General features: G+C 72.6%; 19 protein-coding genes, 1 tRNA gene and 3 pseudogenes. 14 read left to right on the forward strand and 9 right to left on the reverse strand.

Annotated elements, in window-relative coordinates; translation table 11 throughout:
- Positions 1-10: 10 nt before the first annotated feature.
- On the reverse strand, positions 11-1,177 hold the full coding sequence (locus ACZ41I_RS13645; RefSeq protein WP_399768396.1) for a GDSL-type esterase/lipase family protein: 1,167 nt from the start codon (positions 1,175-1,177) through the stop codon (positions 11-13).
- 19 nt (positions 1,178-1,196) lie between these two features.
- A pseudogene (locus ACZ41I_RS13650) lies at positions 1,197-1,433 on the reverse strand (TetR-like C-terminal domain-containing protein); the annotation flags it as partial.
- A gap of 195 nt (positions 1,434-1,628) precedes the next feature.
- Between ACZ41I_RS13650 and proS the strand changes: the two are divergent.
- Positions 1,629-3,041, forward strand: a complete 1,413-nt coding sequence (proS, locus tag ACZ41I_RS13655) for a proline--tRNA ligase (protein ID WP_468514122.1) — start codon at positions 1,629-1,631, stop codon at positions 3,039-3,041.
- A gap of 378 nt (positions 3,042-3,419) precedes the next feature.
- Here proS and ACZ41I_RS13660 read toward each other — a convergent pair whose 3' ends face one another.
- Entirely contained in the window at positions 3,420-3,770 is a 351-nt protein-coding gene (locus tag ACZ41I_RS13660) for a winged helix-turn-helix transcriptional regulator (RefSeq protein WP_363220206.1), read from the reverse strand.
- Positions 3,771-3,837: 67 nt separating this feature from the next.
- Between ACZ41I_RS13660 and ACZ41I_RS13665 the strand changes: the two genes are divergently transcribed.
- Together ACZ41I_RS13665 and ACZ41I_RS13670 are read left to right on the forward strand one after the other, a co-directional pair.
- Positions 3,838-4,725 (forward strand): NAD(P)-dependent oxidoreductase, encoded by an 888-nt coding sequence (locus ACZ41I_RS13665; protein ID WP_468514123.1) that lies wholly within the window; start codon positions 3,838-3,840, stop codon positions 4,723-4,725.
- Positions 4,726-4,909: 184 nt separating this feature from the next.
- On the forward strand, positions 4,910-5,863 hold the full coding sequence (locus ACZ41I_RS13670; RefSeq protein ID WP_363220208.1) for a LysR family transcriptional regulator: 954 nt from the start codon (positions 4,910-4,912) through the stop codon (positions 5,861-5,863).
- Here ACZ41I_RS13670 and ACZ41I_RS13675 read toward each other — a convergent pair.
- Positions 5,850-6,038, reverse strand: coding sequence for a hypothetical protein (locus ACZ41I_RS13675; protein ID WP_468514124.1), 189 nt, complete (start codon positions 6,036-6,038; stop codon positions 5,850-5,852). The genes ACZ41I_RS13670 and ACZ41I_RS13675 overlap by 14 nt on opposite strands.
- A 181-nt stretch (positions 6,039-6,219) precedes the next feature.
- Between ACZ41I_RS13675 and ACZ41I_RS13680 the strand changes: the two genes are divergently transcribed.
- Both ACZ41I_RS13680 and ACZ41I_RS13685 read left to right on the forward strand, forming a co-directional pair.
- Positions 6,220-8,088 carry a HEAT repeat domain-containing protein gene (locus tag ACZ41I_RS13680; protein ID WP_468514125.1) on the forward strand — a complete coding sequence of 623 codons (1,869 nt, stop codon included), beginning with the start codon at positions 6,220-6,222 and terminating at the stop codon, positions 8,086-8,088.
- A gap of 232 nt (positions 8,089-8,320) precedes the next feature.
- Positions 8,321-10,291 carry a collagenase gene (locus ACZ41I_RS13685; RefSeq protein ID WP_468324026.1) on the forward strand — a complete coding sequence of 657 codons (1,971 nt, stop codon included), beginning with the start codon at positions 8,321-8,323 and terminating at the stop codon, positions 10,289-10,291.
- Between the two features lie 75 nt (positions 10,292-10,366).
- Here the strand turns inward: ACZ41I_RS13685 and ACZ41I_RS13690 are convergent, their stop codons facing one another.
- Positions 10,367-11,812 carry a glyceraldehyde-3-phosphate dehydrogenase gene (locus tag ACZ41I_RS13690; protein WP_468514126.1) on the reverse strand — a complete coding sequence of 482 codons (1,446 nt, stop codon included), beginning with the start codon at positions 11,810-11,812 and terminating at the stop codon, positions 10,367-10,369.
- A gap of 166 nt (positions 11,813-11,978) precedes the next feature.
- Between ACZ41I_RS13690 and ACZ41I_RS13695 the strand changes: the two genes are divergently transcribed.
- A complete protein-coding gene (locus ACZ41I_RS13695) occupies positions 11,979-13,208 on the forward strand; it encodes a glycosyltransferase family 39 protein (RefSeq protein WP_468514127.1) in 1,230 nt (409 codons plus the stop codon).
- Between the two features lie 15 nt (positions 13,209-13,223).
- Here the strand turns inward: ACZ41I_RS13695 and ACZ41I_RS13700 are convergent, their stop codons facing one another.
- Entirely contained in the window at positions 13,224-13,556 is a 333-nt protein-coding gene (locus tag ACZ41I_RS13700; RefSeq protein ID WP_468514128.1) for a hypothetical protein, read from the reverse strand.
- Positions 13,557-13,738: 182 nt separating this feature from the next.
- Here ACZ41I_RS13700 and ACZ41I_RS13705 point away from each other — a divergent pair, with 182 nt between their 5' ends.
- From ACZ41I_RS13705 to ACZ41I_RS13720, 4 genes are all read left to right on the forward strand, one after another.
- A complete protein-coding gene (locus ACZ41I_RS13705; RefSeq protein ID WP_468514129.1) occupies positions 13,739-14,380 on the forward strand; it encodes a DUF998 domain-containing protein in 642 nt (213 codons plus the stop codon).
- Positions 14,381-14,419: 39 nt separating this feature from the next.
- Positions 14,420-14,740 carry a hypothetical protein gene (locus ACZ41I_RS13710; RefSeq protein ID WP_363220299.1) on the forward strand — a complete coding sequence of 107 codons (321 nt, stop codon included), beginning with the start codon at positions 14,420-14,422 and terminating at the stop codon, positions 14,738-14,740.
- A gap of 121 nt (positions 14,741-14,861) precedes the next feature.
- Entirely contained in the window at positions 14,862-15,686 is an 825-nt protein-coding gene (locus ACZ41I_RS13715; protein ID WP_468514130.1) for a PP2C family protein-serine/threonine phosphatase, read from the forward strand.
- A gap of 182 nt (positions 15,687-15,868) precedes the next feature.
- Positions 15,869-16,891: an MASE1 domain-containing protein gene (locus ACZ41I_RS13720; RefSeq protein WP_363219248.1), complete on the forward strand. Its 1,023-nt coding sequence runs from the start codon at positions 15,869-15,871 to the stop codon at positions 16,889-16,891.
- Between the two features lie 72 nt (positions 16,892-16,963).
- On the opposite strand, the gene ACZ41I_RS13725 is transcribed toward ACZ41I_RS13720, so the two are convergent.
- Positions 16,964-17,311: a hypothetical protein gene (locus ACZ41I_RS13725; RefSeq protein ID WP_468514131.1), complete on the reverse strand. Its 348-nt coding sequence runs from the start codon at positions 17,309-17,311 to the stop codon at positions 16,964-16,966.
- Between the two features lie 132 nt (positions 17,312-17,443).
- On the opposite strand from ACZ41I_RS13725, the gene selA reads away from it, so the two are divergent.
- Positions 17,444-18,985, forward strand: a complete 1,542-nt coding sequence (selA, locus tag ACZ41I_RS13730) for an L-seryl-tRNA(Sec) selenium transferase (protein ID WP_468514132.1) — start codon at positions 17,444-17,446, stop codon at positions 18,983-18,985.
- Positions 18,985-19,410 (forward strand): annotated as a pseudogene (locus tag ACZ41I_RS13735) (GTP-binding protein); the annotation flags it as partial. The gene selA and the pseudogene ACZ41I_RS13735, both read left to right, overlap by 1 nt.
- A gap of 332 nt (positions 19,411-19,742) precedes the next feature.
- Here the strand turns inward: ACZ41I_RS13735 and ACZ41I_RS13740 are convergent.
- The gene (locus ACZ41I_RS13740; RefSeq protein WP_363219246.1) at positions 19,743-20,066 is read right to left on the reverse strand and encodes a hypothetical protein; all 324 of its coding nucleotides are present in this window, start codon (positions 20,064-20,066) and stop codon (positions 19,743-19,745) included.
- A gap of 70 nt (positions 20,067-20,136) precedes the next feature.
- Here ACZ41I_RS13740 and ACZ41I_RS13745 point away from each other — a divergent pair.
- Positions 20,137-20,745 (forward strand): annotated as a pseudogene (locus ACZ41I_RS13745) (selenocysteine-specific translation elongation factor); the annotation flags it as partial.
- A gap of 83 nt (positions 20,746-20,828) precedes the next feature.
- On the opposite strand, the gene ACZ41I_RS13750 reads toward ACZ41I_RS13745, so the two are convergent.
- A tRNA-Sec gene (locus ACZ41I_RS13750) sits at positions 20,829-20,921 on the reverse strand.
- Between the two features lie 36 nt (positions 20,922-20,957).
- Here ACZ41I_RS13750 and selD point away from each other — a divergent pair.
- Positions 20,958-21,977 (forward strand): selenide, water dikinase SelD, encoded by a 1,020-nt coding sequence (gene selD / locus ACZ41I_RS13755; protein ID WP_468514133.1) that lies wholly within the window; start codon positions 20,958-20,960, stop codon positions 21,975-21,977.

A 21,977-nucleotide genomic window follows, 5' to 3' on the forward strand; every position in this document is an offset into this window, starting at 1 on the left:
GCCGGGACGGTCAGACGGCGGAGTGCGCGAAGGGACCGCCCGGCGCGAACGCCAGCGCCGCGAACCGTTCGCCGATCCGGCGGTGCGCGGCGGCGTCCGGGTGGAGGCCGTCGGGCAGCGGGAGTTCGGTGAAGTCGGCCTCGCCGTACAGGTCACGGCCGTCGAGGTAGTGCAGATGCGGGTCCTCGGCCGACCGCTCGCGCACGATCCGGGCCAGCTCCTCGCGGATGACTCCCAGGGTGAGTTTCCCGCTCGCCGTCTCCGCGGGGTCCCCGGCCGCCCGGAACCGCAGCCGCCCCTCGCTCAGGGCGGAGAAGTCCGGAAGAGTGGGACCGGGCGTGTCCTCGTGGAGGGGACACAGGATCGGCGAGACGACGATGAGCGGGGTGTCCGGGTGGCCGTCCCGGATGCTGTCGAGGAAGCCGTGGACGGCGGGGCCGAATGCGCGCCGCCGCATCAGGTCGGTGTTGACGACGTTGATGCCGAGCTTGACGCTGATCATGTCGGCGGGCGTGTCGCGCAGGGTGCGTGCGGTGAACGGGTCGAGCAGGGCGCTGCCGCCCAGCCCCAGATTGATCAGTTCCGCTCCGCCGAGGGACGCGGCGAGCGCGGGCCAGGTGGTGGTCGGACTCGCGGCGTCCGAGCCATGACTGATGGAACTGCCGTGGTGCAGCCACACCTTGGCGCCCCGCGCCGGTACGGGTTCGACGGGCGCGTCGGTGCGCAGGGCGACGAGTTCGGTCGTCTCGTTGTGCGGCAGCCAGACCTCCACGACCTTGGTGGCACCGGGCAGACCGGTGAAGCGCACGGTGCCGACGGGGCCCGGCCGGTGTTCGGCGGTCCCGGCGGCCATGTCGATCGTGAGCGTGCTGCCGCCGGCGACCCGGGCGCTGCCGGCCGGACGTCCGTCGACGAGCAGGTCGTACACGCCGTCCGGGCGGGGCGGTGCACCGACGAAGACCCGCTTGGTGGGCAGGGTGTCCAGCTCGATGGTGGTGGCGCGGGTGCGGAAGACCAGTCGTACGCCGGAGGGCTGGGACTCCGCCATGGCCAGCTGCGGATCGGCGCACTGCGCGCGGGCGCGGGCCGGCAGCCGGTGCGGCAGCAGGCCGATGGCCGTGCGCTCCAGATCGAGGGCGCCGCGGACGAGATCGGCGGTCAGGGGCGTGGTGTGCATCATGCGGCTGTCCTGGGGGTCAGGGGGCGGGCCAATTGCGCAGCAGGGGGCCCAGGGCGTCCGCGATCGGCGTCCACGACTCCTGGAGGTCGGGGACACTGTGGCCGAATCCGCCGGCCAGTTCGAGGCCGACGTAGCCGTGGAGGACGCCGCCGAGGAGACGGACCGCCTGGGCCTGGTCGGGCCCGGCCAGGTCGTAGCCGCGCAGGACGGCCCGGGTCAGCTGCGCGTGCCGTGCACCGGCGCTCGCGGCGGCCGGGGTGTGCGCGGGCCTAGGGGGTGTCGTTTGGATCATCCCGGCGTCGCGGGCCCTTAGTCGCGGTGGACGTCTCTGTGCCTCCCCTTCTGTCATGAGCCATTATGGACTTGCCTGAAAGGCTTGGGCATGAGGGGCCGGCGGGGGCCTTAATTGGTTCGCAGGCGGCGGTGAGCGGGGCCTAGCCTGCCGGGCATGGCGAAGGCACCCGTACTCACACCCCGCGCGGACGACTTCCCGCGCTGGTACCAGGACCTGATCAGCAAGGCCGAGCTGGCCGACAACGGCCCGGTGCGCGGCACCATGGTCATCCGACCGTACGGGTACGCTCTGTGGGAGCGGATGCAGCAGGACATGGACGCCCGGATCAAGGACGCGGGCGCGCAGAACGCGTACTTCCCGCTCCTCATCCCGCAGTCCTACCTGACCAAGGAGGCCGAGCACGTCGAGGGTTTCGCTCCCGAGCTGGCCGTCGTCACCCATGGGGGCGGCAAGGAGCTGGAGGAGCCCGTCGTGGTCCGCCCCACCTCCGAGACGATCGTCAACGAGTACTTCTCCAAGTGGGTGAACAGCTACCGCGATCTGCCCCTCCTCATCAACCAGTGGGCGAACGTGGTGCGCTGGGAGCTGCGCCCGCGCGTGTTCCTGCGCACGACGGAGTTCCTGTGGCAGGAGGGCCACACCGCGCACGCCACGTACGAGGAGGCGCGCGCCTTCGCGGCGCACATCCAGAGCGAGGTCTACGGCGACTTCCTGAAGAACGTCCTCGCGGCGGACCACGTCTCCGGCCGCAAGACGGTCAAGGAGCGCTTCGCGGGCGCCGTCAACACCCTCACCCTGGAAAGCATGATGGGCGACGGAAAGGCCCTCCAGATGGTCACCAGCCATGAGCTGGGGCAGAACTTCGCGAGGGCGTTCAACACCCGCTACCTGTCCAAGGACGGCTCCCAGGAATACGTCTGGCAGACCTCCTGGGGCTCCACCACACGCATGGTCGGCGCGCTGGTGATGATGCACGGGGACGACGACGGGCTGCGCGTCCCGCCCCGGCTGGCCCCGGTGCAGGCGGTGGTCCTCGCCGTCAAGGGCGACGCGGCGGTCCTGGACCTGGTCCATGCGATCGGCGACCGGCTGAAGGAGGCGGGTGTCCGGGTCCACGTCGACGACCACACGGACGTACCGTTCGGCCGGCGCGCGGTCGACTGGGAGCTGAAGGGCGTGCCCGTACGGATCGAGGTGGGGCCCCGCGACCTGGAGAACGGCACCGCCGTGCTGGTCCGCCGTGTCCCGGGCACCAAGGAACCGACCGCGATCGGGGCGCTGCCCACGCTGCTGCCCGGGGTGCTGGAGGACGACCAGGCGCTGTTGCTGGAGCAGTCCCGCCGGCGCCGCGAGGACCGCACGGTCGAGGTGACCACGCTGGAGGAGGCCGTGGAGTCCGCGAGCACCGGCTGGGCCCGCATTCCCTGGGCCACGCTGGGCCCGGAGGGCGAGGCGAGGCTCGCCGAGCAGGGCGTGTCGGTGCGGTGCCTGGTCGCGGCGGACGGCTCGGTCCCGGAGAGCGACGACCAGCCGGGGAACGTGGCGGTCGTGGCGCGGGCGTACTGACGGACGCGGGCGCCTCCGCCGCCGGGGGAGGGGGCGCCCGCCCGCACTGGTGCTCCGCGGAACCGGCAGTACAGGTGTCCGCGGTGAAACCCGCCTCGGCGAGCACGGTGGCCGCCGGCCCGCGCCCGACTCCGGCCGGGCCGAGCAACAGGTGGTCGCAGTCGGTGAGTTCCGTGTCCCGCGCCCCGCGGGAGTACGAGGTCCGAACGACGCGCTCGGCGGCCTGCTCCGTGCCGATGTGGTGGTTGCCGTGCTGCACCGCCGCCCGCACACCCACTTTTTTGTGCGTACTTGGCAGCGCGACCCGCCCGGGAGAGGCTGTTTTCCAAGGTCAGGGACCACGGCGACGGCACGGGAGGAGGTGACAGCGGTGGTGCGTCAGGACGCCGCCCCGCGTTCGCGGAGCCGTTCCACATGGCGGTGTCCCCACTCGGAGACAGGGCCCAGGGCCTCGGACAGGTCGCGGCCGAAACCGGTCAGCGTGTACACGGTCTTCGGCGGCAGCACGTCGTACACCTCACGGTGCACCAGGCCGTCCTCCTCCATCTCGCGCAGCGCCTGAGTCAGCACCTTCTCGCTCAACCCCGGCAGCCGGCGCCGCAGTTCGCCGGGCCGGTGCGGGCCTGACTCCAGCAGCCACAGCAGGGACGTCTTCCACTTGCCGTCGATCACGGCGATCGCAGCGGTCACCCCGCAGACGTTCGGATCCTGGGCGCGGCTGCGTGTCATCGGCGTCCTCTTCTGTTCCTCGTCGGGCCGTACGGCCACAGTCCTTTACACATACGGGAGTTGAAACATGTCCACGTCCACGAATCTTCCTGCCGTCACCGTGCTCGGTCTCGGCCCGATGGGCCGCTCGCTGGCCGGCGCGTTCCTGCGGGCGGGTCTGCGCACCACGGTCTGGAACCGCACACCGGGCAGGGACCGGGAGCTGATCGAGCAGGGCGCGGTCGGCGCCGGATCGGCCGAGGAGGCCGTGGCCGCCGGTGACCTGACCGTCGTCTGCGTGGTGAACTACGACGCGGTCGACGCCCTCCTGCGGCCCGATCCCGTCAGCACCGCCCTCAAGGGCCGTACCGTGGTGAACCTCACCGCCGACACCCCGGCCCGCGCCCGGGAGACGGCGGACTGGGCGGCCGCCCACGGCATCGGCTACCTGGACGGCGCGATCATGACGCCGGCCCCCAGCATCGGGACACCCGAGGCGGTCTTCCTGCACAGCGGACCGCGCGCCCTGTACGAGGAGCACCGGCCCGTACTGGCGGTGCTCGGCGGCACCCACACCCACCTCGGCGAGGAGATCGGGCGCGCCGCAACGTTCGACATCGCGCTGCTCGACCTCTTCTGGACTGCGATGGCGGGTTACGCGCACGCCGTGGCGATCGCCCGTGCGGAGGGTGTCACCGCCGGGGAACTGGCACCCTTCGCCCAGGGCATCGGCGCGATCCTGCCACCGCTCTTCGCCGAGTTCGCGCAGGACGCCGACGACGGCACCTACTCCGGGGCGGTCAATCCCCTCACCTCGGCCGCGTCGACCATGGCCCATGTGGTGGCCGTTTCCGAGGACCACGGGATCGACGCGGGCGTGATGCGCGCCGTGGAAGGCATGGCCCGGCGCACCATCGGCCTCGGCCACGGCGCGGACGGCTTCATCCGGGTCGCGGAGGTGCTGGGCCGCCACTGACGCGGACCGGTCCGCTCGGAAGCGGTGCCCCAGCTCGGCGGACCTGCGACTTGTGCCGGGCGCGGCACAGTGCGACGCTTCGGTCCGCCGGCCGCACCTCGGCCGGCGGTGGCTGTGAGCAGTGGTTTTCCCGGGAGGCGGACGGATCTCCGGGGCGGCCGTGGACGGAACGAGGAGTGGAGCGATGGAGCTGGAGCTGCGGCACCTGCGGGTGCTGTGCGCGATCGCCGACGCAGGAAGCGTGGGCCGGGCCGCGGCACAGCTCGGCTACTCGCAGCCCGCCGTGAGCACCCAGCTGCGGCGCATCGAGCGCCACCTCGGCGAGCCGCTCTTCGAGCGCGGTACGAGCGGAGTACGGCCGACCCGCTACGGAGCCGAGGTCGTCGCCCAGGCCCGCGACGTACTGGCCCGCGCCGACGCCATCGGCCACCGCCCGGCCGCCGCCCGAGCCCGCCGTACCCTGCGGGTGGCGGCGACCAACTCACCCATGCTGTCCGGCACGGTCTCGCGCGTCCGCGCCCGGCTGCCGGAACTGGCCCTCGCCGTCACCAGCGTCTACGCCTCCTCGCGGATCGTCGAGCTGCTGGAGGACGGCGCGGTGGACGCGGCCATCGCCGCAGACTATCCGGGCATGGAACTGCGCCACTCGGGCGCGGTGCGGCATCGCGGGATCGTCACCGAACCCACGTTCGTGGCCCTGCCCTCCCGGCACCGGCTGCGTCAGTGCGCCCAGGTCCAGCTCGCCGATCTGGCCGAGGACGCGTGGTTCGTGACCCCGGACGACGGCGCCGGCTGGCCCGGGGTGTTCTACGACGCCTGCGCGGCGGCCGGGTTCACCCCGGTCACGGTCCATGAGTTCCTCGGTGACCAGACCCAGCTGCAGAGCATGATCGCCGACGGCCTGGGGGTGTCCCTCGTGCAGCCGACGCTGCGGCCGATCCCGCACGTCGTGGTCAAGCCGCTGGTCGGCTCCCCGCTGTGGTGCCGCTATGTGCTGGCCTGGCGGCCCGACACCGTCACCGAGGAGGTCGTGGAGGCGCTGTCCCAGTCCGCGACGGCGGCCTACAGCGACCTCGTCGCCCAGGCACCTCACCTGCGGGCCTGGGCCTCGCGGACCTGGAGCGTCACCGGCGCCTAGGGGGTGTCGTCTGGATCATCCCGGCGTCGCGGGTCCTGGCACGCGACCCCGCTCGGGTCGGCCGGTCGGCACCGCTCACGGTCTTGTCGGTGTCCCGGAGGAGGCGGGCACCCTCCTGTGCGGCCAGGGACGCGATCACGAACAGCTCGTGCAACTCGTCCGATTCGTCTGCCACTTGGCACCCCCGGGTTCTGGAAGAAGCAGCGACCCACCCGTACCACGGCGTATCCTGACAGATGATCTGATCAGTAGGGTTCACCGTACCGCTCCGATCGGTGGGTATCACTGCGAACTGCGGCTCCCGGGACGGCCCGTTGGGGCGACCAAGGGGTAACGTGTCGTCAGGGGAGGGGCCGATGACCGCGACGGTGCAGGACGCCGCCGACTGGCTTGGAGACGGCGACACGGGCCGGATTCTGCGTGCCCTGGCCACGAGCGACGAATATCCGGCAGTGACACAGGCCGCGGTGGCCGCGCTGTCCGAGGGGTGGCGGAACGACCCCGAGACACGGCAGTTGCTGTTCGACCTCGCCGACGACCGGGACATCCGGCGCGTCCACCAGGCGCAGGCCGCCCGCCACGCGCTGGCGACGGCGTGGCCCGGCGACCCTCAGGCGCGTGCCCTGCTGGAGGCGCACGCCGAACACGGGGACGATCTCGCCACCGCTGATCTCGGCACCGGGTGGCCGGGCGACCCGCAGGTCGGCGGTACGCTGCGCGGCCTGGCCGTACGGGGCCGTACGCGCAAGGTGCGGAAGGCCGCCATCGCCGCGCTGGACGCCTGGCGGGGAGACCCGGAGATCGGGGGGTTTCTGCGGCGACTGGCCACCGAGGCCAAGCCCTACGACCTGCGCCTCACGGCCGTCGTTTCACTGGGCCTGGGCTGGGCCGGTGATCCGGACACCGGCGCACTGCTGCGTGACCGCGCCGCCAACGACACCGACCCGGACGTGCGCAGCCACGCCTTCTGGGCGTTGATGGAGGGCCAGTACGACGACTTCGACGGCGCCGAACGGGTGGCACTGGTGCTGGCGGAGCTCAGGTGCGGCGAGGCTGGAAGGGAGGTGGCGATACATCAGGCCCTGCACTATCTCCGCACCCTTGACGCGGCAGATGTCCGCCTGGAAGGGGAGGCGCTCCGTCGGGAGCTGTCCTCGCTCATCATCCGTCCGGCCCTCGACGCCCGTGTGCGCGTCGTGGCGCTGCAAACCCGGCTCGCGCTGTTCGCCGGGGACAGCAGGGGCGCCGAACATGCCGGGGGAGCGGGTGACGTCTCCTTCGAATCGCTGGCGTCGCTGTGCGCCGATGACTGGCGGACCATGCGGGAAGCGGCGCTCGACGCGCTGGTCACCTGGTGGCGCGACGATCCCCGAACCGAGCGCCTGATCCGCACGATCGCCGTCAAGGACCCCTTCTACGATGTCCGGGCTGCGGCGATCACCGCCCTGGCGGTGATCGCGGCCGGGAGTTCCAAGGCTCAACGCCTGCTGCGCAGGCGCTCCCGCAAGGATCCGGTCCCCGACGTGCGGATGACGGCCGTCGAGGCGCTCGCCGCGGGCTGGCGGGACCACCCGGAAACGGTCGAATGGCTCCGCGACCAGGCGGTGAGGTGCCGGGACAGCTGGATACGAGAGGGCGCGATGCGGGCTCTCGGGGCCCAATGGCCCGGCGACCCCGCGATCGCCGCGCTCCTGCGTGACCGCGCCACATCCGATGACAGCCTGGACGTGCGCGAGGCGGCGCTCGATGCGCTCGCCGCCGGCTGGCAAGACGATCCGCACACCGCGCCGTTCCTGCGCGAGCGTGCCCTCACCGACGAGAGTCAGACCGCGCAGCTCAAAGCGGTCCGTGCCCTGTGCGCCCGATGGCCGGGCGAGGACGACACCCGTGCCGTCCTGCACCACCATCTCAACGCCGGGCACTGGAACGAGATGGTCCGCGACGTCGCCCTGGCCGAACTGGCCGCGGGCTGGCCCGACGACCCCGCCACCGCGTCCGCCCTCGTCCGGCACGCCACGGACGACGAGGCCGCCTCCGTGCGGGAGGCCGCCGTCACCGCGCTGGGGGCCGGCTGGAGGCACGATCCCCGCACCGGTGGAGTGCTCCGCGACCGCGCCGAACACGACCCGGATGACACCGTCCGGCTGGCGGCGGTCCAGGCCCTGGCCCCGCGGCCGGCTGCGCCCGCGCCCGACGGCCCCGACGATGAGGACGCCGGGTCATAGGGACAACAAAGCCGGCCCGCTCGGGCAACGACTTCCGACGGGAGTACCAGGCCTGTCCGGCGGATCGTGGCGGAGACGCGGGAATGGTGTGTCAAAGGTGCACCGTGATGTTATGAGCGGGTAGTGGCATGTGCTATGTCACACGGCATTGTTGAGCCGGGCGGCCCGCTGAGACAGTGCCTCACACGCCTCAACACCCCACAGAGGCGCATCCCTTCGTGGAGGAATCCAGATGCGCTATCGCTTCGCGCTGCCCAGACGCATGCCCGGCCGCAGGCACCCCCGCACCGGCGGACGCCTGGCCGGCGCCGCGGCCGTCTGCGTCACCGTGACCGGTCTGCTGGCCACGCCGGCACCGGCGGCACCGATGCCGCACTCCGCTGCCACCGCCGCTCCCCACCGGCACACGTCCGTGCCGTCGCCGGCGGGCGCGACCACCGCCGTCACCGAGCATTCCGCAAACCAGGCCCGGCGGCTCAGTCCGGCCCAGCTCCCGCCGCGGGCACCGGCGTTCACCCGCAGCATGGAAGCCGCACCGCGCGGTGTGACCAAGGCGGCCTCGTGCACCCCGGCCGACTTCGGCCGCCGTACCGGATCCGCTCTCGTCTCCTTCGTGAAGGCCTCGTCCACGGACTGCGTGAACACACTGTTCTCGGTCACCGGCAGGGACGCCCACGACATCTTCCGCCAGGCCCAGATGCTGACCGTCGCGAACGCGTACACGCGTGCGGCCGGACAGTACCGCGGCGACAACTCCGGCAGCGTCGAGCAACTGGTCCTCTTCCTGCGCGCCGGCTACTACGTGCAGTTCAACCACTCCGGCGACGTGGGGTCGTACACGCCCCGCCTCACCTCCGCCGTCACGGCCGGCCTGGACGCCTTCTTCGCCCGCTCCCACTCCCGGGACGTCAGCGCGGCCAACGGCGACATCCTCGGCGAGAGCGTCATCCTCACCGACAGCGCCGACCAGCAGGGCCGCTACCTGGACGTCTACCGGCGGCTGCTGAACGACTACGACAGCTCCTACGACTCGGTCGACAGCATGATCCGGGCCGTCAACGACGTCTACACCCCGCTGTGGCGCGGCAACTGGAACCCGGAGTACGTGAAGGCCGTCGAGTCCGACCCGCGCGTCATCGACACCCTGTACGACTTCGCGCTCGCCAACACCGACCAGCTCGGCACCGATCTGGCCTTCCTGGACTCCAATGCCGGGATGAACCTGGCCCGTTACGTCGAGCACCCCGAACTTCAGGACGCTGTCCGGCCCTTGACCAAGGACGTCCTGGACCGGACCGCGATCACCGGTCCCACCGCCGGGCTCTGGGTCGCCGTCGCCACACAGGCCAACTCCTACGACGGCGCCAACTGCGCCTACTACGACGTCTGCGACCTGGCGGGCAAGCTGACCCGGGCAGTCCTGCCGGTCAGCCGCCACTGTGACGGGAACGTCACCGTCCTCGCCCAGTCGCTGACCGCCGCCGACCTCGACGCCGCCTGCGCGAGCGTGCTGAACCAGAGCGCCTACTTCCGTGGTGTGGTGAAGGCCGACGCAGCGATACCCGGCCAGTACGTCTCCACCATCCAGCTCGTGGTCTTCGCCAGCCGCGCCGACTACCAGACCTACGCCGGGCCGATCTACGGCATCAGCACCGACAACGGCGGCATGACCCTGGACGGCGACCCGACCGATCCGGCCAACCACGTCACGTCGATCATGTACCAGAAGAACTACGACGACGGTTTCACCGCCCGGATCTGGAACCTCAACCACGAGTACACGCACTTCCTCGACGGCCGCGACGACATGAAGGGTGACTTCGCCCAGGAGACCACCGTGCCGGACGTGTGGTGGATCGAGGGCGTGGCCGAGTACATCTCGTACAGCTACCGCGGCCTCGCCGACGACCAGGCGATCCAGGAGGCCGGCAAGCACACCTACAAGCTGAGCACGCTGTTCGAGAACACCTACGAGAACAGCGATGTGATCCGCACCTACCCGTGGGGTTACCTCGCCGTGCGCTACATGGCCGAGAACCACCCCGACGACCTCCAGCGCATGCTCGCCCGCTTCCGGGCCGGTGACTTCGCCGGCGGATACGCCGTCTACCACGACGGCATCGGCACCCGCTACGACGCCGACTTCGACCAGTGGCTCACGGCGTGCGCCGCGGGCGCGTGCGCCAAGCCGACGAAGGCCTGACCGCACCCGCCCGAACACGGCGGCCGCCGACCGGAACCCCGGTCGGCGGCCGCACACATGCTCAGGGTTTCGGCGTCACACCGCCGTCGCCGGGTACGTCGGGTACTCCACGCCCGACACATGCTGGACGACGCGGACGACCTGGCAGGAGTAGCCGAACTCGTTGTCGTACCAGAGGTAGAGGATGGCGTTGTCGCCGTCGACCTTGAGGGCGCCGGCGTCCACGATCGAGGCGTGGCGCGAGCCGATGAAGTCGCTGGAGACCGCGTCGGGCGCCGTGATGAAGTCGATCTGGCGCTTGAGCGGCGAGGTCAGCGACACCTCACGGAGGTAGTCGTGGACCTCCTCGCGAGTCGTCTCGCGGGCCAGCTGCAGGTTGAGGATCGCGATCGAGACGTCCGGCACGGGGACGCGGATCGAGCTGCCGCTGATCTTCGCCCTGAGGTCCGGCAGCGCCTTGGCGACGGCGGAGGCGGCCCCGGTCTCGGTGATCACCATGTTGAGCGGCGCGGAGCGGCCACGGCGCTCGGACTTGTGGTAATTGTCCAGCAGGTTCTGGTCGTTGGTGAACGAGTGGACGGTCTCCACATGGCCGCGGAGCACGCCGTACTCGTCGTCCATCGCCTTCAGCGGCGGCACGATGGCGTTGGTGGTGCAGGAGGCGCAGGACAGGATCTGCTCGTCCGGCTTGACGGTGTCGTGGTTGACGCCGTGCACGATGTTCGGGACGTCGCCCTTGCCCGGCGCGGTCAGCACGACCTTCTCGATGCCGGGGCGCAGGTGCTTGGACAGGCCCTCGCGGTCGCGCCACTTGCCGGTGTTGTCGATGAGGATGGCGTCCCGGATGCCGTACTCGGTGTAGTCCACGGCCGACGGGTCGTCGGCGTAGATCACCTTGATGGCGTTGCCGTTGGCCACGATGGTGCTGCTGGCCTCGTCGACGGTGATGGTGCCCTGGAACTGGCCGTGGATGGAGTCGCGGCGCAGCAGCGAGGCGCGCTTGACGATGTCCTCGGCGCCGCCGCCGCGGACCACGATGGCGCGCAGGCGCAGACCGTTGCCGGAGCCGGACTTCTCGATCAGCAGGCGGGCCACGAGCCGGCCGATGCGGCCGAAGCCGTACAGCACGACATCGCGCGGCTCACGGCGCTCGATCTTGTTCCCACCGGTGGCGCCGGCGACGGCTTCGGCCGTGAACTCCGCCACGCTCAGGCCTCGGTCGTCGGCCTTGTAGGTGGTGGCCAGCATGCCCAGGTCGATCTGCGAGGGCCCGAGGTCGAGCGCGGTCAGGGCCTGCAGGAACGGCATGGTCTCGGTGACCGACAGCTCCGCGCCGGCGATCTGCCGGGCGAAACGGTGCGTCTTGAGGATGCTGACCACCGACTTGTTCACCAAGGAGCGGCTGTGCAGCAGGACGGTCACGTCCCGCTCGCGGTGCAGCTTCCCGATGAGCGGGATCATCGCCTCCGCGATCTCCTCGCGGATCTTCCAGTTGGTGAACGAGTCGTCGTTGACAGTCACGGATCCATCTTTCGAGCTAGGCAGCGCTCATATGGTAACCACACCTCTCAGGTGCTCCTCCCGGGGGTGGTGAGGTAAGGGATGTGCACCCATTTCTTGACCAATTCCTGAATCGGGGTGGAAGTGCGTAAGAAACCCGGGTCGCGATTTGCACGTCTTACCCGGCGTGCCCAAGGTCAACAGAGTGAGCACCTCTTCCGTACCCCGGCCGTCCGAGTCGGCCGCCCCTTCCGGTCCCCTCCGCCGCCCCGGCCTGCCGCGGATCACCCGGCGCGGCATCCCCGAGGGAGCGCTGCCGGCTCTAGCCCTGTTCGTGGCCGTCCGGTTCGCCGGGGTCCTCGCGGTGATCCTCATGAACGCGGTCAGGGGCCACCCGCTCGTCAAGACCCTGGCCCACTCCTGGGACTCCCGCTGGTACCTGCACATCGCGGCCCAGGGCTACGGCCACAAGATCTGGATCACACCGCAGGGCGACGTCCAGAGCGACTGGGCGTTCTTCCCGCTGTATCCGTGGCTCATCAGGGCGTTGACCACGGTCCTGCCGTTCACCCCCGGCCAGGCCGCGCTGCTCATCGCCTGGATCGCCGCGGGTGTGGCGGCGTACGGCGTGTACGTCATCGGCCACCACCTCTACGGCCGCGGGGTGGCCACCGCACTGGTCGCGCTGTGGGCCGCCCTGCCGCACTCCGTCGAACTCACCATCGCCTACACCGAGTCGCTGTTCGCCGCGCTCGCCATCTGGTCCCTGTACTGCGTGCTCAAAGGCCGCTGGCTGTGGGCCGGGGCGCTGGCCGCGCTGGCGGGACTGTCGCGGCCGAGCGGTTTCGCGATCGCCGTGGCCGTCGCCCTCGCCGCCGGGTACGAGGCGCTGCGGCAGCGCGGCCGGGTACCGGTGAGCCTGTGGGCCGGTGCCGTACTGGCGCCGCTGGGCTGGCTCGGCTATGTGCTGTGGGTGGGCAGCCGGATAGGAGACATGCTCGGCGGCTACTTCAAGGTGCAGAGCGCCTGGGACTCCCGCTTCGACTTCGGCGCCGGATCGGTGCGCTTCCTCAAAGCCCTGCTGCTGTACGGCGGGGGTGTCGTCTACCCGGCGGCCCTGATGATCGTCGTGATCGGTGTGCTGCTGTTCGCGCTGCTGTGCCTGGAACGGGCCCCGCTGGTCCTCGTGGTCTTCGCCGGGGTCCTGGTCCTGCTCGTGGTCGGCGGCTCCGGCTCCTTCTCCTCCAAGCCGCGGTTCCTGCTGCCCGCCTTCCCGCTCCTCATCCCCATGGCCCGTGCCCTGGCCCGCAGTTGGCGGCACCGGCCGGCCCACGCCGTGGTCGTCTACGGCGCCCTGACCGTCGTGTCCCTGTTGTTCGGCGCCTATGTGACGGCGGTGGCCCACTCCCCGCTGTGAGCCACCGCCGGCTCGTCACACGGACTGCCGCTCCCGCCCGCCCCGACGTACGCCGCCCAGGGCGGCGAGTGCGAAGGTCACCAGCAGGGCGCCGACCCAGCCCGGCGAGCGGTGGCCGAGGCCGCCGTCGATCACGGCGCCGCCCAGCACCGGCCCCGGGGCGGCGCCGGCGTTCAGCGCCGACGTCGCGAACGCACCCGCGAGCGACGGGTCGTCCGTGGCCTCGTACAGCACCCGGCTGATCAGCGTCGCACCGACCCCGAACACGGAGGGCCTGGGCAGGACAAGGAGGACGGTCGCCACGGTGTGCCCGGCGGCCGGTGCGAGCAGCGGCCGGCCGGTGAGCAACGTGGCCCCGGCCCGTCAACCCTGAAGCGCACGTGCTTGCCACCCGGTTTACGGCGGATCCGGGCCAGGACAGGTGCCGGGGGGTACCGGCACCAGGGATACGGGGGCCTGCCGCAGTGTGCCGCTCGCCCGCCTCGTGATCGGCTTGCCGTGACACAGGCCGGGGACGGGGAGGCGAACGGATGTGGGACAGGGTCGGGCGTGCGGCGTGGATCGCGGGAGTGGCGCAGTTCTTCGTGTGCCACGGCCTCGCCGAGTCGGCGTGGGCACGGCCGTACAGCTGGGCGCGGAACAACATCAGCGATCTCGGCAACGCGCGCTGCGCCTGGCAGGCCGAGCCCGAGCCGCGGTATGTCTGCTCTCCCCGCCACGCCCTGATGAACACCTCGTTCGTCACCCTCGGCCTGCTGCTCGTCGCCGGGGTCGTGCTGACGGGCTCGCTCTGGCGGCGCGGCAGCGCGGCGCTCCTGTGCCGGGTGCTGCTCGCGGGGTCCGGCGTCGGGTTCGTGCTGGTCGGGTCGGCACCCGCGGACGTGCACGAGAACCAGCACGTGCTCGGCGCCCTGTTGATCATGGTGACCGGCAACACGGGCCTGATGCTGACCGGATTCGTTCTCGCCGACGGCGTGCCGCGCCTGCTGCGGTGGGGGAGCGCGGTGCTCGGCGGTGTCGGTCTCGTCGCCTTCGGGCTCTTCGTCTCCCACCACTACCCGGGGCTCGGCATGGGCGGCATGGAACGGGTCGCCGTGCTGCCGCTCCTGGTGTGGACGGCCGCCTCCGGCCTGCACGGGCTGATCCGCGGGGGCACCGTGCGAACGCCGTGAATCGGGGTAGGCGGGGGGACGCCCGAGGAAAGGATCGTCATGACGACCTACGTGATCAGCGTTCCCGGCACCTTCACCGCGGATGTCGGGACCAGTACCCGCAGCCGCCTGGCCGCGTCGCTCAGGCCCGCCGATCCGCACGGCACGCGGATGGGCAGCGCCGAGGATCTCGACGTGCTCAGCGTCAACGAGGACAACACCTTCACGCTCCGCCTGACCGTGGAGGCCGACACCGGTCCGCATGCCGAGCAGGAAGCCCGTCGGCTGGCCGACTCCGCTCTGCACGACGCGGGACTGGACGAACGGAGCGCGCCGCTGGGACCGGCCGTGATCACCGGGATCGACTCCGAGGTGCGCTGACCGGGAGCCGTACCGCGCTCCACCCGCAGGGCGAGATCTTCCGATATAGGTAAAATCTAGGCGTTTGCCGAACATGCAGGCGGCCGGTCAGGGAAGACCACCGCCCCGCCGGAAGTGATCGATGCCCCGCAAGCGCTCCACGGACGAAGGCGACGAGCTGCTGGCCAGGCTCGGCTCGCTCACCGCCCAGGCACGGGAGCGCGCGGAGCTGCAGCGCACCCAGGTCGAGCTGGCCATCGCCCTGCAGCGCGGCATGCTCCCCCGGGACCTGCCCACGGCACCGGGCCTGCATCTCGCCGTCCGCTACGCACCGGCCAACCTCGGTCTCAATGTGGGCGGCGACTGGTACGACGCGTTCACCCTCCCCGACGGCCGGATCGGGCTGTCCATCGGCGACGTCCAGGGGCACAACATCGAGGCCGCCGCCTTCATGGGCCAGGTGCGGGCCGGACTGCGCGCCCTCGCCTCCGTCACCGGCGAGCCGGGCGAACTCCTCGCCCGCACCAACGACCTGCTGGTCTCGCTGGGCAGCGACCTGTTCGCCACCTGCACCTTCATGCGCCTCGACCTGGCCACCGGAGTGCTGGAGAGCGCACGGGCCGGCCATATCCCGTTCGTGTGGGCCACGGCGGACGGCAGGTCCGGCGTCGTCGACGCGGAGGGAGGGCCGCCGCTCGGCATCGACAAGGGCATGGAGTTCCCGGTCAGCCGACACCGGCTCACCACGGGCGGCGTGTTCGTGCTGCTCACCGACGGCGTGGTGGAGGGCCCCTCGCTGACCGTCGAGGACGGCCTCGACCAAGTGGTGCGCCTCGCCGGTATCGCCGCCGTCGCCGGCCTGGAGGCGCCCGCGCTGGCCGCCGCCGTGATCAAGGGCGCGGAGAGCGTCGGGCACGAGGACGACGCGGCCGTCCTCGTCGTCGGCCTGGACGGAATCCGCACATGACCCGCCCCGACCGCCGGGCCACCGCGCCATTCGGCCCCATCGTGACGGAGCCGTGGGTCCGGCGTCGTCCGGATCCGGCGCCGACCGGGGCGGCCCGCCGCCGCTCGACCGGGGCGGGGATTCAGCCATAGGGCCGGACGGCACCGCCTCTCGCCTCGCCGACCCGGGGCCGCCGGTGTGAGATGGCTGCTGTGGTGGGTTTCCAGGTTCTGCGCCGGCCAGGCGGTTACGCCGTCCAGGTACTGGCGGTCGCGGCCTGCTACTACGCCGCCGCCCGGCTCGGACTCGTGCGCGAACTCACCGTCGAGGGCGCCGTCGTCACCCCCATCTGGCCGCCGACGGGCGTCGCCGTCGCCGCCCTGCTGATCCTGGGTCTGCGCTGCTGGCCCGGCATCACGATCGGCGCCTTCTTCGCCGTGATGTCCGTCACCAGCTTCCGCCCCGACGTGCTGATCACCCTCGCCGGCCAGACCGGCGCACCGGTGTGCGCGGCGCTTCTGCTGCGCCGCGCCCGCTTCCACACCGACCTCGGCCGGTTGCGGGACGGCATCGCCCTGGTGTTCCTGGGCGCACTGACGGCCACGCTGATCAGCGCCACCGTCGGCGTGGGCCTCCTGGTTCTCACGGACAAGCTCGACGCGGCGGACTTCTGGCTCGTCTGGCTGGCCTGGTGGGTGGGCGACGCCATGGGCGTCCTGATCGTCACCCCGCTCCTGCTGTTGCTGCACCGCGCGCGCCGGCCGCTGCCCCTGGCCCGGTGGAAGGAGGCGACCGCCCTGACCGTCGTCGCCTGCTGTCTGGTGCCGTTGGCCGTCTACAGCACGGTCAGCCTGCTCTTCCTCGTCTACCCGCTCCTCATCTGGGCCGCCCTGCGCTTCCAGCTGGCGGGCAGTGCGCTGTCCGCGCTGCTGACGTCCGTGCTGGCCACCGTCGCGGCGACGGACGGCGTCGGCTCCTTCACCGGGCTCAGCCGGATCGAGGTCATGGCGAAGCTCCAGGCGTTCAACGGCTCCATGGCCCTGACCGCGCTCCTGCTGTCCGCGCTGATCACCGAGCAGCGCAACACCCGGCGCTCGGTGGAGAGGGCCTGCCAGGAACTGGTCGAGGTACTGGAACACCTCACCGCCGGCGAAGCCCCGCCGCCCCGGCCGCAGCCGGACGCCGAGAACGCCGAGAATTTCCCGAACACGGACGGCCGGGGCTGACCGACCGGGCCCCCGTCACACAGGAACGGGAGTGCCAGGACACCGCGGTCCCGCTTCACCGGCCGGAGCGCTTCACCGGCCCTCGTCGTCGCCGCCCGGCTCCGCGGAGCCCGTACCTGACGTGGTGTCCCGCTGCACCGGCGGATGTGCGGAGCCGGTGGCGCCGGCCTGGCCCCCGCCGGTCGTGCCGTAGCCGCCCGGGATGCCCGGCGGCGCGTCCGCGACAGCGTGGGCCTCGCTCACGTGCCGCCGGGCCCGGATCCCCGCCCGGCGCTCCGGGTACGGGTGGTCGAACGGCTCGGCGGAGGCACGCTCGCGCTCCGTCTCGCGCCGGCGGTGTGCGGCGCGCTCGGCGGCCGCGGCCCTTTCGTCCTGCCGGCCGCGGTCCTCGCCGGCGTGTACGCGCTCCTTGTCGTTCATGCGGCGTCGAGTACCCGGGCGGTGGCCGCCGCCAACCCGGCTCCCGGCGTGTCGAACGGCCGGTCCGGGGCACTGGGAGACGATGGGCGCAGCCCGGACGGGCCCGGGCCGGACCGGAGGGACAGCGGCGGCATGGAGCAGCGGACGGCGAGCGCGGCCGAACAGCGGACCGGGGCGACCCAGCCCGGCCCGGCCGCCCCGCAACGGCGTTCCGGCACGACCGCAGGACCACGGAATCACACCGCACGGCCGCCGGAGGGCTCCGCAGGGCCGCCGGAGGACTGTGGTCGGCCGCTGGGGGATTCCGCACGGCCGCCGGAGGACTGTGCACGGCTGTCGGAGGATTCCGTACGGCCGCCGGACGGCGCCGACGTGCGCCGTCGTATTCCGCGCACCGACCGTCTGCTGCGCGACCCCCGCCTGGCCGCAGCCGTGGACCGGCTCGGCGTCGGCGTGGTCAAGGCTGCCGTGCACGAGGCGCAGCGGCGGGCCCGCGAGAAGACCGTCCCGCCCGAGCAGGTGCTGCCGACCGCCCTCGCCCTGCTGCCCGGTACCGCGAGCGGGCTGCGTCCGGTGCTCAACGCCACCGGAGTGCTGCTGCACACCAACCTCGGCCGGGCCCCGCTGTCTGATGCCGCCCGGCAGGCCGTGCAGGAGGCCGCCGGGCCCACGGACGTCGAACTGGACCTGGTGACCGGCGTACGCGCCCGCCGTGGCCGTTCCGCCCTCGCCGCCCTGCGCGAGCGGGTCCCGGCCGCCGGGGCGGTGCACGTCGTCAACAACGGCGCCGCCGCGCTGGTGCTCGCCGCCACCGCCCTCGCAGTCGGCAAGGAGATCGTCGTGAGCCGGGGCGAGATGGTGGAGATCGGGGACGGCTTCCGCCTGCCCGACCTGCTCGTCACGACCGGCGCCCGGCTCCGCGAGGTCGGTACGACCAACCGCACGACCGCCGCCGACTACGCCACCGTGATCGGCCCGGACACCGGGTTCGTGCTCAAGGTGCATCCGTCCAACTTTCGTATCACCGGCTTCACGCAGTCCGCCGAGGTCGCCGACCTCGCCGCTCTCGGTGTGCCGGTCGTCGTCGACATCGGCTCGGGGCTGCTCGCCCCGCATCCGGCGCTGCCTCAGGAGCCCGACGCCGAGACGCAGCTGCGCGCGGGCGCCGCGCTCGTCACCGCGAGCGGCGACAAACTGCTCGGCGGCCCCCAGTGCGGACTGCTGCTCGGTGACCGGGACCTCGTCCGCGCCCTCGCCCGGCACCCGCTGGCCCGCGCCCTGCGCGTCGACAAACTGACCCTGGCCGCGCTGGAGGCCACCCTCACCGGCCCGCCCACCCCGACCGCCCTCGCCCTCACCGCCGACCCGGCCCGCCTGCGCGCCCGCGCCGACCGGCTGGCCGACAGCCTCGCCGCCGACGGCATCGACGTACGGGCCGTCGAGTCCGCCGCGACCGTCGGCGGCGGCGGAGCCCCCGGGGTCACCCTGCCCAGCGCCGCCCTGTCCCTGCCCGAGCCGTACGCCGCCGCGCTGCGCACCGGCCGCGGCCCGGTCGTCGGACGGCTGGAGGCGGGTCGCTGCCTGCTGGATCTGCGGGCGGTGCCCGAGCAGGACGACGAACGGCTGGCCGATGCCGTGCGCTCGGCCCGGCCCGCCGGGAAAGGGCGGGCGTGATGCGGGTGCTCGCCACCGCCGGCCATGTCGACCACGGCAAGTCCGCCCTGGTACGGGCCCTCACCGGCATGGAGACCGACCGCTACGAGGAGGAGCGCCGCCGCGGACTCACCCTCGATCTGGGCTTCGTGTGGACCCGGCTCGGCCCGGACGGGGACCACCTCGCCTTCGTCGACGTTCCCGGGCACGAACGCTTCGTGCCCACCATGCTGGCCGGAGTCGGACCGGTGCCCGCCGTGCTGTTCGTGGTCGCCGCCGACCAGGGCTGGCAGCCCCAGTCCGAGGAGCACCTGGCCGTCCTCGACGCGCTCGGCGTCCGGCACGCCGTCCTCGCGGTGACCCGCAGCGACCTCGCCGACCCCGGACCCGTGCGCGCCGACGCCGTCGAACGGCTGGCCCGGACCTCCCTCGGCAAGGTGCCCGCGGTCGCGGTGAGCGCGGTCACCGGCGCCGGACTCGACGAGCTGCGCGATGAACTGGCGCGACTGGCAGGCGAGTTGACGGACCCCGACCCCGACGCCGATGTACGGCTCTGGCTCGACCGGGCCTTCACCGTGCGCGGACACGGCACCGTCGTGACCGGCACGCTCGGCGCGGGCACCCTGCGCATCGGCGACCGGCTGGTCACCGGGGACGGTACGGCCGTGCTCCGGGTGCGCGCGCTGCAGACGCTGCAGGAGGAGCGGACGGAGGTCAGCGGCGTGGCCCGCGTGGCGGTCAACGTGCACGGACCGGGCGACGACCGCCTGCGCCGGGGTCAGGTGCTGCTGACCCCGGACCGCTGGCTGAGCAGTGAGGTGACGGACGTCCGGGTCACCGGTGAGCCGGTCGCCGACCTGCCCCGCTCCGTCACCCTGCACATCGGCACCGCCGCCGTACCGGTGGCCGTACGCCCGCTCGGCGAGGACACCGCCCGGCTCACCCTCGCCCGGGGGCTGCCCCTGCGGGTCGGCGACCGCGCGGTGCTGCGCGAACCCGGTGGCAGCCGCATGCCCTGCGGTGTCACGGTCCTCGACGTACGGCCGCCCCGGCTGACCCGGCGCGGCGCCGGCCGGGCCCGCGCGGCGGAACTCGCGGGCATGACCGGCCGTCCCGACGGCACCGCCGAACTGCGCCGCCGCAAGCTGATCCGGTGCGCCGACCTGAGGGCGATGGGCGTTCCGCCACCTGCCGCACCCGAGGTCCAGGACCCGGCGGGCACCGCCGGCCGGCGAACCGGCGAAGGGCGGTCCCCTGCCCACACCGTCGCCGGGGACTGGGTGGCCGATGCGGCCTACTGGAACGCCCTGAAGGACCGGCTGGCCACTGAGGTCGGCCGGCATGCCCGCGCGCACCCGCTGGAGCCCGGTCTGCCCGCCGAGGCGGCCCGCCGGCTGCTCGGCCTGCCCGACCGCGCCCTGGTCGACGCGCTGGCCGGGGCAACACCCCGACTCCACGCCCGGCAGGGCCGCTTGTACCGCTCGGACAGCCTCCGGCCCGCCCTGCCGCCGCCCGTCCAGGCCGGCGTGGACGCGGTGCGCGACGACCTCACCCGTGCGCCGTTCCGCGCGCCGGAGGCCGGTCGGCTCGCCGAACTCGGCCTGGACCGCAAGGCGTTGGCCGCCGCCGTCACGGCCGGCGCCCTGCTGCGGATCGCCGACGGGATCGTGCTGCTGCCCGGCGCCGACACCGAGGCCGCCGCCGTGCTGCGCACCCTGCCCCAGCCGTTCACGCTCAGCGAGGCCCGGCGCGCCCTGGACACCACCCGCCGGGTGGCCGTACCGCTGCTGGAGTTCCTGGACGTCCACGGCCACACCGAACGCGTCGACGACCAGCGCAGACGCTGCCGCACCGACGCGGTGAACGGAGGCGGACGGGAATCGAACCCGCCGGCCCGAGATCCTCGGGCCCCTCGGTTTTGAAGACCGGGAGGGCCACCAGGCACCCACACGCCTCCCCGCACGTCAGGCTACTGCCCCAGGAGACCGCCGGTATGACATCGACATCCCCGCCGATCGGCCGGGCGCCCGTCCGGCTCACCCAGTACGCCCACGGCGGCGGCTGCGCCTGCAAGATCCCGCCCGGAGAGCTGGAGGAGGTGGTCGCCGGGCTGACCGTGCCCCCGCTCGCCGGAGGCGACACCCCGCTGCTCGTCGGACTCGCCACCGGGGACGACGCCGCCGTCGTCACCCACCGGGGCACGGCGGTCGTCTGTACGGCCGACTTCTTCACCCCGGTCGTGGACGACCCCTACGACTGGGGACGCATCGCCGCCGCCAACGCGCTGTCCGACGTGTACGCGATGGGCGGCAGGCCGGTGCTCGCGGTGAACCTGCTGGCCTGGCCCCGCGACCGGCTTCCCTTCGACCTGGCCCGCGAGGTGCTGCGCGGCGGCCTGGACATCGCCACCGAGGCCGGCTGTCACGTCGGCGGCGGGCACAGCGTCGACGACCCGGAACCGAAGTACGGCATGGCCGTCACCGGCCTCGCCGACCCCGAGCGGCTGCTGCGCAACGACGCCGGACGGCCGGGCATGCCGTTGTCGCTGACCAAGCCGCTGGGCGTGGGGGTGCTGAACAACCGGCACAAGGTCACCGGCGAGCGGTTCGAGCAGGCCGTCGCCACCATGACGGCGCTCAACCGGGACGCCGCGGAGGCCGCGCTCGCGGCCGGGGCCACCTGCGCCACCGACGTCACCGGGTTCGGTTTCCTCGGCCATCTGCACAAGCTGGCCCGCGCCTCCGGCGTGACCGCCGTGGTCGACACGGCCGCCGTGCCCTACCTGGACGGGGCGCGGGAGGCCGTCCGGGACGGCTACGTCAGCGGTGGCACCCGCCGCAACCTCGAATGGGTCGCCCCGCACACCGACTTCGGGACCACCGACGCCGACACCCGGCTGCTGCTGGCGGACGCCCAGACCTCCGGCGGGCTGCTCGTCGCGGGCGATGTGCCCGGAGCGCCGGTGGTGGGGGAACTGGTGCCGCGCGGCCCCCACTCCCTGGTGCTCAGGTGA

The sequence above is a fragment of the Streptomyces sp. NPDC030799 genome, assembly GCF_055572255.1.